This window comes from Nostoc sp. DedSLP04, from assembly GCF_034530775.1.
Taxonomy (GTDB): domain Bacteria; phylum Cyanobacteriota; class Cyanobacteriia; order Cyanobacteriales; family Nostocaceae; genus Nostoc.
In genome coordinates this window covers 147,959-159,166 of sequence record NZ_JAVRCL010000010.1, presented here as the reverse complement: position 1 = coordinate 159,166, position 11,208 = coordinate 147,959, and the positions used below count along the sequence as shown (strand labels likewise).

General features: G+C 41.1%; 9 protein-coding genes. 2 read left to right on the top strand and 7 right to left on the bottom strand.

From position 1 onward, the window contains the following. Window positions 1-522: 522 nt before the first annotated feature. The 4 genes from RMX89_RS08765 to RMX89_RS08750 form a co-directional block, all read right to left on the bottom strand. Window positions 523-1,257, bottom strand: a complete 735-nt coding sequence (locus RMX89_RS08765) for a glutathione peroxidase (RefSeq protein ID WP_322673906.1) — start codon at window positions 1,255-1,257, stop codon at window positions 523-525. Window positions 1,258-1,334: 77 nt separating this feature from the next. Then, window positions 1,335-2,264: an alpha/beta hydrolase gene (locus RMX89_RS08760; RefSeq protein WP_322688651.1), complete on the bottom strand. Its 930-nt coding sequence runs from the start codon at window positions 2,262-2,264 to the stop codon at window positions 1,335-1,337. Between the two features lie 22 nt (window positions 2,265-2,286). Further along, on the bottom strand, window positions 2,287-3,111 hold the full coding sequence (locus tag RMX89_RS08755) for an SDR family oxidoreductase (protein WP_322673908.1): 825 nt from the start codon (window positions 3,109-3,111) through the stop codon (window positions 2,287-2,289). A 146-nt stretch (window positions 3,112-3,257) separates the two neighbouring features. Next, window positions 3,258-3,743 (bottom strand): glutathione peroxidase, encoded by a 486-nt coding sequence (locus tag RMX89_RS08750; protein WP_322673909.1) that lies wholly within the window; start codon window positions 3,741-3,743, stop codon window positions 3,258-3,260. Window positions 3,744-4,554: 811 nt separating this feature from the next. On the opposite strand from RMX89_RS08750, the gene RMX89_RS08745 reads away from it, so the two are divergent. Further along, window positions 4,555-6,108, top strand: a complete 1,554-nt coding sequence (locus RMX89_RS08745; RefSeq protein WP_322688650.1) for an ammonium transporter — start codon at window positions 4,555-4,557, stop codon at window positions 6,106-6,108. 261 nt (window positions 6,109-6,369) lie between these two features. Next, a complete protein-coding gene (locus RMX89_RS08740) occupies window positions 6,370-6,825 on the top strand; it encodes a DUF2141 domain-containing protein (protein ID WP_322688649.1) in 456 nt (151 codons plus the stop codon). A gap of 306 nt (window positions 6,826-7,131) precedes the next feature. Here the strand turns inward: RMX89_RS08740 and RMX89_RS08735 are convergent, their stop codons facing one another. The 3 genes from RMX89_RS08735 to RMX89_RS08725 form a co-directional block, all read right to left on the bottom strand. Further along, on the bottom strand, window positions 7,132-8,307 hold the full coding sequence (locus RMX89_RS08735) for a peptidoglycan-binding protein (protein ID WP_322688648.1): 1,176 nt from the start codon (window positions 8,305-8,307) through the stop codon (window positions 7,132-7,134). 320 nt (window positions 8,308-8,627) lie between these two features. Then, window positions 8,628-9,695 (bottom strand): DMT family transporter, encoded by a 1,068-nt coding sequence (locus tag RMX89_RS08730; RefSeq protein ID WP_322673913.1) that lies wholly within the window; start codon window positions 9,693-9,695, stop codon window positions 8,628-8,630. Window positions 9,696-10,055: 360 nt separating this feature from the next. Beyond that, window positions 10,056-11,177: an ABC transporter permease gene (locus RMX89_RS08725; RefSeq protein ID WP_322688647.1), complete on the bottom strand. Its 1,122-nt coding sequence runs from the start codon at window positions 11,175-11,177 to the stop codon at window positions 10,056-10,058. Window positions 11,178-11,208 lie beyond the last annotated feature (31 nt).

The following is an 11,208-nucleotide window of genomic DNA, read 5'->3' as shown; positions in this document are numbered from 1 at the left end:
TTTGGAGTACCTCAAAACGACTTTGGAGTACCTCAAAACGACTTTGAAGTACCTCGAAACGACTTTGGAGTACCTCGAAACGACTTTGAAGTACCTCAAAACGATTTCGAGGTATCTGCTTATATAGCAATATGGTTCAGTTAAGGAAGACAAGGGTTTAGGGGGAGTTGCAAAAAAATTGTAGGTTGGGAAGCCACAGCGCTCTTGCGGGTTCCCCGCGTTGTAGCAAGTGGCGTTGGAGGCTTTGCCAAAGCCAATATCCTTATATATGTTGGGTTGCGCTCCGCTCCACCCAACCTACATCTAATACATTATTTCAAGCTTGCCACGCTACTACTGGCGTGGCAAGGCTAAATTTGTGCATTAGCAAACTCTTGTGGGATGGGCTTCTAGCCCGTCCTAATTGGCGGGCAAGATGCCCGCCCCACAAGAAAATTTATTGCAACATTTTAGTCTTGCCACGCCACTACACATTTCTATTTTTTAAGCAAAACCTATGCAGTATTGCAACCCTACTCAACCCTATTTAGCAGCGAAGTAGGCTTCTAATGCCTCAGAACCACCAATTAATTTACCATCGATAAATACTTGGGGAACTGTTGTTGCACCCGCAACTGCTTTTAGCGATCGCGTGGTGATATCCTTGCCCAAGGTAATTTCTTCGTAATTGATGCCATGTTCCTTGAGCATTGCCTTAGCACGGGCACAGTAAGGACAACCCACTTTCGCAAACAGGGAAACTACTTCGGGCTTAACTGCTTGGGGATTGATGTATCTGAGCATTGTCTCAGCATCGGACACCTTAAAGGGATCTCCTGGCTCCTCTGGTTCAATAAACATCTGGTTAATTACACCATCTCTCACCAGCATAGAATAACGCCACGATCGCTTCCCAAACCCCAGGTCTGATTTATCTACTAATAAACCCATACCTTCAGTAAATTCCCCATTTCCATCAGGAATTAGTGTGATATTTTCTACTTCTTGATCCTTTGCCCATTCGTTCATCACAAAGGCATCATTAACAGAAATACAGATAATGTCATCGACACCATTCTGTTTGAAAATTGGAGCTAATTCGTTGTAGCCAGGAAGATGAGTAGATGAACAAGTCGGAGTATAAGCACCTGGTAAAGAGAAGACAACTACTGTCTTATTAGCAAATAGCTGATCGGTTGTCACATCCACCCACTGGTCGTTCTTGCGAGTATGAAAAGTGACATTGGGTACTCTTTGTCCTCGATGATTGGGTAACATAATTTTGCTTGCCTTTAGTAATCAATTCCAGTCATAACCTATCATGGGAGAACTGGTACAATGTAACTATCAATCGTCTAAGAAACTTCATTAATGAAGGTCGCGATCGCTCCTACAAATTCAGTGGTTGATTCATAGGGTAAAACATTACGTCCGTTTATTTTTATACCTCTATTTTTAGGGAAACAAGCAAGATAATGAGCCAAGCGTTCATCTGGCGTTTCTTTTTTATTGTCTTGGCTAATACTCGATGCAGTTTCGCCCATAACTATTAATGTTGGTTGATGAATAGAGGCCATAAAACTAGTATAATCATCTCGCCAAAACCCTGCTAAAAAAGAAAACACTGCATGGCGGCTTGCAGGATTTTCTGCACCTGCAAGCAATGTATTTAACCACTCTGCATCCACCGCATTTTCAGAAGCAAAGAGTTGGCGAATCGAGAAAGAACGTAAAAATTTTGGAGTGCGTGCATAGCGATAAAAAGCACTGCCAAAAGGCGAATCTAATACATTCCAAAGGAATTTTTCCTGCCATTTTGGTGGTTTATTTGTCATCAAAGCCCACGTTGGCGGCCCAGAAAGTATCAGTCCAGCAATTAAATTTGATTCCTTTTGGACTAATTGAATAGCAACTGGCAATAAAGCGCCTTGCACTACAACAATAACAGGTTTTTGGACTACTGTTTGTAAAAAGGACTGCAACTGTTCTGCCCAATCACTAGGAGTGTAAGCTATACGGGGCATATCACTTTCACCACATCCTAGTAAATCAGGGTTATAAATTGAATTACGCTGACCTGTACTATACCACTCGCGACAAAATCGTTGCCAAAATCGCCGCGACAATCCCACGCCAATCGGATGAATTAATAGTAAGGGAATGCCCTCAGATGTTGTATTAATTGGTTGATGTACTTCGTAGGCACAACGATAATTCTGCCAACTGTAAAACTGGCTAGGAGATGCTGTCAAATTAGTTGTGTTAGCTACAGCAGATGGTTGCATAATTCCTAGTTTTTAATACCTACTAAAAAATCATCTGTGGATGAATCAACTCATATCCAGCTTCTTTGAGCTTTTCATTCGACACCCAAGCATTATAGGGACGAGTACTCTTGATAGATGTATCCCATTCTACTTTGGGTAAATTATGTTTTTCAAATAAGCTATCTAGCAAGTCTCGGCTGGTGAGATGTGCATCATCTACCAGATTGTAAATTCCTTGCAAACGACGGTGACGGGCAAATTCTATCGCACTAACAATATCATCTAGATGAACCCAATTTGTGATATCCTCACCATTGCCCGGACGGGTTGTACCAGAATAGCTACCAAATATTTTCAACAGTTCTCTACCAGTTCCATAGATTCCTCCTAAGCGGAATATACAAACACGGAGATTTTCGCTAGATGCCGATAGCAACACCTCTTCTGTTTTGCAGAGGATTTGGGCATTTAAATTAGCGGGTGCAAGCGGTGTTTCTTCATCTACCCATACACCATTCCTGTCACCATATACGGCATAACTACCTGTGTATATTAACTGTTTTACACTCTTAATCTGCTGTAAGCACGAAACTAAAGTTTGGGCAGTTTGTAGATAAGTTTTTTCATAAACTTCCCTATTTTTTGCCCCAACACTTAAAAGTACAACATCTTGATTGTGCAAAACTGATTTTAGACCATCTATGTCATTACCACTGGTAACTACAACTCTTTGAGATACTGATTGTAGGGCGGGGACACGCTCAGGAGAAGTTGTGGTTACACTAACAGCAAAATTCATATCTTGCTGCCAATATTGAGCAACTTTATAACCAACATAACCACAACCAATGATTGCAACGTTCATGACAAATTAGACACAAATAAATTAAACTACTCATTGAGCCGATTTTCTCAATTAACTGTCTGGAAGTAAATAATTTTAACAGTCCAGAGCTAACAGTCAATAGTACAAAAATTTTGATTTAGTGACAAATGACAAATGACAAATGACTATTTCGCTAATTCTTTCTCAATTATGGCAATTATTTCTGGTGAATTTGGCTGGACACTACTATTAAATCGAGCTACCACTTCACCTTGCTTATTAACTAAAAATTTTTCAAAGTTCCAAGCAACAGCTCCCGTTGGCTCAACAGCTTTAGTAAGTCGCTCATAAAGTGGATGCTGCTGTGAACCTTTGGCATGAACTTTATCAAATAGTTCAAAGGTAACACCATATTTACTCGTGCAGAATTGCACAATTTCTTCATTGCTTCCTGGTTCTTGCGCACCAAAATCGTTACAAGGAAACCCTAAAATACGTAAACCTGCTTCTCCATACTTTTGGTTCAACTTTTCTAACCCCTCGTATTGAGAAGTATAACCGCAGAAGGAAGCCACATTTACAATTAAGAGTACCTTATCGGTGTAGTCGTTTAATTGCTTATCTTCACCGTTGATGGTCTGGACTGCAATATCCGAAATTGTGTTATTCATCTGAAATCTGATTGATAGGGAATATTGCCAAGTCTCCCATATTACAGGTACTCTAAACTCGGTTTCTTTAAGGAAATTAGGTTTGTTAGACTTGTTGTAACAATTCTATGTGAGTTGTGTAGTTGCAAAACCCTGTATCTTGGATAAATAGCTCGGTAAAGCTACTGTTTCAGCATAAATACGTTAATTTTACGTTGCTTTTAATACCAAGTTTTGAGTGCAGCGATGAATCGATCTAGGTTGAAAGTCACAAAGAATTGACTCTTTGTATCAAAAGTTAACAACATCCTGAATTCTCCAATTTATGATTTTGGAAAATAGGTAGCTAGAAAGAATATAGTTACTTTTTTGTTGCATCATGAATTATATTTCATCACAAAAACCAAAAAACTGTATCATAAAATACAGTTTTTTAGTTTTGATAGTGAATAGAGCTAAAAATCACATTGTTAGCTTAAAAGAGCCATTTTAGGGTAGTTCTTTCTACCTGATTTTTTATTGACATTATTCAAGACAATTTTGGGCGCTTTCTCAGTCAACTTTTTTCAAACATTAAAGATTAAGTGAAGAAGACTTGACTCTTTCCGAAAATAGATCGTAAATTTCTTACAAAGAACTATAAAAAATATTTACAGATGTGCTAATAATTTTTTAAACTCCTACTAAGGTTATTTGAGTTTATGGTTTTTCAACAAGTTGTCTAAAGGAAAAACATCAAAACCCATTGGATCTAATTTCGGACAGGATTTTTTTCTGCTTAACCTGCTTTTTACGTTTTTTAAGAATGGTTTGGAGGATGATGCTCAAATTCATGTACAAACAAAAATCGAAAACAAAAAATAGGCATTTGTCTGCAAAAAATTACGTTATAAACTCACAATCTAACTCTAAAGTCAAGCTATTTAATTTGATTAAGCGACTTTCTCCCAGTTGGCAAGCTTGTTTACCTATCGCTTGTCTGATTGTGTTGGGTTGGGGTTATGCCGCAGTTGCCCAAACTCCAGCCGCAGCGCCAACGACAGCAGAACTCAAAATTGCTATTGACACATTGTGGGTAGCGATCGCTGCTTTTTTAGTATTCTTCATGAACGCTGGTTTTTGTATGTTAGAAACTGGCTTCTGTCGCCAGAAAAATGCTGTCAATGTTCTTTCCAAAAACTTGATTGTATTTGCTCTGTCTACCGTTGCCTTTTGGTCAATCGGTTTTGCCTTAATGTTCGGTGATGGCAATGACTTCATTGGATTGAATGGGTTTTTCTTAAAAGGAGTAGATAACAGTCCCGCCACAGCAGACGCTTATAAAGGTGTGTTCAGTGCCATTAATTGGGCTGGTGTACCTTTAGCAGCCAAGTTTTTATTCCAGCTAGTATTTGCTGGAACAGCAGCAACAATCGTTTCTGGTGCAGTCGCCGAACGGATCAAGTTTGTTAACTTCCTAATTTTTAGCCTCTTACTTGTAGGTATTGCCTATCCCATTACCGGACATTGGATTTGGGGTGGTGGTTGGCTAGCAGATAGAGGCTTTTGGGATTTTGCTGGTTCTACGGTGGTTCACTCTGTAGGTGGCTGGGCAGCTTTGATGGGAGCAGCATTTCTTGGCCCCCGTTTTGGAAAATATCAAAACAAGCAAGTTGTAGCAATGCCCGGTCACAACATGAGTATTGCTACTTTGGGCTGTTTGATTTTGTGGTTGGGCTGGTTTGGTTTCAACCCCGGTTCTGTCATGGCTGCCGATCCTGGTGCGATCGCTCATATTGCTCTAACTACTAACATGGCTGCTGCTGGCGGTGGAATTGCCGCCACCATCACAGCTTGGTTGTACTTAGGTAAACCAGACCTCTCAATGATTATCAATGGTATTTTGGCTGGTTTGGTTGGGATTACAGCATCTTGTGCTTACGTAGGTGTCGCTAGTTCTTTAGTAATTGGCTTTATTGCTGGGGTACTGGTAGTTTTCTCTGTAACATTCTTTGACAAACTTGGCATTGATGACCCAGTGGGAGCTACCTCAGTTCACTTAGTTTGTGGTATCTGGGGAACTCTAGCAGTTGGTCTATGGTCTGTTGGCCCTGGTGTTTTTACCTGGTATACACGTGGGCCAGAAAAAGGTTTCTTTTCCGGTGGTGGCTTTGGACAGTTTGGCATTCAGTTGCTGGGCGTTCTCTCAGTAGCTGGCTTTACTGTTTTACTCAGTAGTATTTTTTGGTTGGCACTAAAAGCTACTTTAGGTATTAGAGTATCTAAAGAAGAGGAATTAGAAGGTTTGGATATTGGCGAACACGGTATGGAAGCCTATAGTGGATTTCTTAAAGAAGGTGATGCAACGGTATTTTCTGATGAACAAAGTTCAATTGGGAAATATTAGGGAAAATATTTCTTTAGCTCACCCTCTGGCATATTCTTAATTTGAGCTACCAATACACCATTAGTTGATTGAACTGATTTTGCAAAATTCTCTACCCAAGCGAGGGAAAGTAGGGAGTATAAAACCTCCTGCCCTCTGCCTCCTGCTTGATTGTTGAGTTTCGACTAAGCTCAACTCAACTGCCGCGTAGTCGAAACACTGCCTCCTGTCCTCTGCCTGCTTCAATAATTTAGCGATCGCATTTTACCTTGTAAAAATTTTATGCTTAAAGGCTTAAGAGTTAGTCTGCTGCTATTGGCAGTTATGGGAAATTTGGCATGGTCATTTAGTGCCAAAGCAAATTTTAACGGCAAACTCACCGTGGAAATTGATGGCTTGAAGAATGAACAAGGACAAGTATGTGCCAGTATATTTGCTAGCAGTGAAGGATTTCCTAGCGATGGCGATCGCGGCTTACAAAAGCAGTGTACCAAGATTACTGAAAATCCTTTACCACTTACCTTTAATAACTTGAAAGCAGGTAGTTATGCCGTTGCTGTCTTCCACGATCAAAATAATGACCGCACTCTCAATACCAATTTTTTTGGTATACCAAGGGAAGGTTTTGGATTTTCCAGCAACCCAGAAATTCGCACAAGAGCGCCTAAATTTAACGAAGCAGCATTTTTAGTGGTAGGGCCAGATACTAATATCCACATCCAGTTGAAATATTTTTAAGCTGACAGCAGATTCAGCTTGGTACACTGCCAATACTTCTTGGGTTTTGGGAAAAAGGAGAAGAAAAAATCTTTAATATCATGTCCGCTTGATTGCTTATTAAACCCGAAGAACCCCTCCCCGCCAAAGCTACGCCTTGTCTCCCCTCCCGAAGAGCGGGGAGGGGTTGGGGGTGGGGTGTAATGACTGTGGTTAGCATAACTAATTATGCGGACATGATATAACCCAAACCCAGTAAACTTTTCCAAAATCCAATTCTTAATTAAAAATGCACAAAGCCAGAAGTATTGGGTACACTACCAATCTCTATTGTTGTGAATCATTATCAGAATCTTCCTGTAGACTCTGTTGCTTTGGCAAGTCACGTATTTGTATTCGATTCATCTGAGTCAAAGCATATCGTGCTGTTGCTTGCACATCGGCATCTGGGTCTTCTAGCGCATGGTGCAACATCTGAGTCATTTGACCCATCATGTCATAAACGCGCGTCAGGTCACGGATCGCATTTTGCCGCACTTGTGGACTTTCATCTTGAATTGAAATTGCTAAAGCACGGTTCATTGGTTTGAGTGTGCGGATGCCAATTTCTGACAAAGCTGCCAAAATTAAGCTGCTTTCTTGAGAATCAGCATCAATTATCAGGTCAACCAGATGTTGAATTGCCCGCGAATCTCCCTGCTGACCCAAATTCCAAATAGCCTTGCGCCGCTTCGTTGGGTCAGAACTACGCAAATCTTGAATTAATTCCTCAACGATATTGAGTTTAGCAAGACGGGAAGTTTTTTCTGGTAACAGTAATTCTGTGGAAAATGTTGGTGGTGGAGGAGGTGTTTGTAGAATAGTGACAGTCTCCAGTAAAGGTGGTGTAATCGGTTCTTTGTTAGCTTCACTCAAGCTTTTAGGCTCTGATATTTCGGACTTTTGCACTTGCTTGGCCTTTTGAAACGACCTCAGCAGATAAAAAAGTGCGCCACTACATCCTAAAACTCCAATGGCCAATAGTAACCACCAGACAAAACCTCTCTCAGGTGCTTTAGGATTTGCCGAAGTCGGAGCAATAGAGGTAACTATTGAAGAGGTAACTTTTGGAGGAGTAACTATTGGAGAGGTGAAAAACTGCTTTTTCGCTGCCAAAGCTGCTTGCAGTTTCTCCTGAGTCGCCGGGCCAGCAATCCCATCTAATTTTAAACCCTTTAGTTTCTGGAATTTAGCTACAGCGATTTCTGTACTGGCGTTATACTGTCCATCTACCACGCCCCTGTAGTACCCCAACTGCTTTAATTGGGTTTGTAGTCTCTGCACATCTGATTTTCGACTACCATATTTCAAAACAGCCGGACTAGCAGTAACTGTCGAACTAGCTTGTGCAAGTTCTAAAATTTCAGGCGCTAGGTTAGGTGTAGCTGCACTTGAGCGATTTGGGTAAAAACCCACGCAAGAAAAACAGGTAAATATCAGAATTGAGGAACGGCATAGCCTCATATTGCAAGTTCCAGCCTGAACGTGCTTTTTAAATCTTCGATACCACAATAGCTTCTAGACGACCAAATGTTAACTGTCATTTTTAATTGGGAATTGGGAATTGGGAAAAAAGAGTCAGAAGGCAGTGTTTCGACTACGCGGCAGTTGAGCTTAGTCGAAACTCAACAACCAGGCAGAAGTTCTTTAATTTTAAATTTTAAATTTTGTTAGCGCAGCGTTAGCGAGTCTGCGTTCGCGCAGCGTCTCGTAGAGAGCGTCATTTTTAATTGATTTCTCCCTCATCCCTTACTTAATTACTAATTAAGAATTATTTTAACAAGTTAGGGTAAAATTTCTGGTTCCGATTCTCTAACTGCTAGGCTGATGGGGTTCAATTTGTTAGCAGATGCTTCTAAAACTGGTTGCTGTATATTAGCTATCTCGCCGACAGTAACTTTGTCGTTTTGTCCTCCTAAAGTATCACGTTGGTTGATGAGATAGATGCTGATTAAAGTGAGAAATACTCCTACCCACTGCAACGGACTGAGGACTTCTGAGAGGAAAAGATTGCCGAATAGTAGCGCAAAGACGGGTGTTAGGAAGGTGAGAGAACTAAGACTTGTGAGACTGCCACTAGAAGCAAAGTAGAAGAATAACCCATAAGCGATCGCGCTGCCAAATACGGTAGCATAACCCAAGGCCATGAAATCAGATCCTCCCAGATTCTCCCACTGCTGAGATTCAACAACTGATGAAATTCCCCATAGCGGCAATCCGCCCAAAATCATGTGCCATCCTGTAGCGCTTACAGGGTCAGCATGTCGGCACACAAATCGAATCAACACTGTTCCCACTGCCATTGATAGTGCTGCTAACAGCATTAACCACTCGCCACTAGCAAATAAATCTTGCCAGTTGCCGATTGTCATATTTGCGCCTGAATCGAGAAAATGTAAAATCCACTCATCAGGTAAGCCAATTAAAGTAATGCCTGTGACTCCCAAGCCTAGCCCCAGCCATCCCCAAAAACCAATCTGTTCTTGGAATAGCCACAACGACAGCAAGGCAACAGCCAAGGGTTGCGAGTCAATCATCACAGACCCCAACCCTGCACTAGTTCTGACTAATCCCTCTGCCAAAAAGCCTTGAAACAGCGTCCCATCTACTAGGGCAAATAAAGCAATCCACAGCCATGCAGCCCAACCCTTCGGTTGGGGTTTACCCATGAATGCTGCTGCAATCAGAATTAACATCCCTGCTGGTATCAGACGCACACCTGCCATGAATAGCGGTGTAGTATGGGGTATCACTCCTTTCATGGCTACCATTGCCGTCCCCCATAGGAAAAAGGGGGCGATTAACAAGAGGGGGGCGAAGGGAAGTCGAGATGCACTGAGTTTCAGTTGCATGGGTTTGCTGATGCCTTTGTTTAACAAGCGCAAAAATTGCTTTACCCAATTTTACCGAATTATGTAGTTTTGCGATCGCCTTTGCTGGGTGTTTTGCACCATCGCGTAGCGTTTTGGAGACGGTAAAACTCTCCAGCCTGAGCCTATGCAAGGCGGAAGTCAAAAGTCAAAAGAATTATATTCTGAGCTTTTTGCGCCGTTTGAAATGGTGAACCGGCGCTGCGGGAGGGTTTCCCTCCGCAGGCGACTGATGTTAGCGTAGCGTTAGCGACGCAGGAGCGTCACCCGAAGGGTATGTTTATTTACGCCATGCTGTAGTAGTGCGATCGCTTGTACCAGAAATACGCTGTAAATCGTTTTTTAGCTTAATTGACTGCGAAACTTACTAACACTAATAGTTAATAAAACAACAGCAAAAGCGACTAAAGCCAAAACATTCATCCACAGTACATCTAAGCCAACACCTTTGAGCAAAATACCTCGAACGATCGCAATGTAATGGCGCAGGGGATTAAGTAGGGATAAAAGTTGAAACAAAGGTGGCATGGCTTCAATGGGTGCGATCGCTCCAGAAGTTTGTACCATTGGTAAATTAATAAAGAAAGCTGTCAAAACTACCTGTTGTTGCGAACTATTCACAGTAGCTAACAAAATACCCAAGCTAATCCCGACAAATACATACATACTTGATAGAGCCAAAAATAGCAGAAAACTACCTCGAAATGGTACATGAAATATTACTGTTGCTAAAGTGATAGCTAATAAAACATCTCCCATTAATAAAAATGCTAAAGGGACGATTTTTGATAGTAATATTTGCCAGTTAGCAGCCGGAGTCATTAATAATTGTTCTAAAGTTCCGGTATCTTTTTCCCGAACAACTGTAATTGCTGATACTAATGTGCCAATTAATGTTAAAACTAAACCCATAACTCCTGGGACAAAAAACCAACTACTTGTCAGTCCGGGATTATAAAGGAATACAACTTCAGGTGAAACTGGGGGACTTGCTTGACCTTGGGCTAATTGCAGATTATATTGCTGGATGATTTGATTCATATAATTTCCGGCAATTCCGGCTGTATTCGCATTTACTGCATCAATAAATACTTGAATTTCTGCTGATTTTTGTGCCAGTTGACGCGAAAAATTAGGAGGAATTACTACCCCGACATCTAGCTTTCCTTCTTCTACCTGACGACTCAATGCTTTTTCACTGCTTGGTACAGATTCTAAGGTGAAAATTCGATTTGATGTCATGGCTGAAACTAATTCTCGACTAGCGCTGATGTTGGCATAGTCAATGATACCTAATCGTAAGTTATGAACGTCGGGATTGAGGATAAAACCATACAACAATAATTGGACTGTTGGCGGGACAACTAATAAAACAATTAATTGCTTATTGCGGAGAATTTGATTAATCTCTTTCCGCACTAATGCCCAAAATGAACTATCAAATAATCGCTGAATAAGTTTCATAAAGTTACTTTTTATCAAACCATAGAGAAGA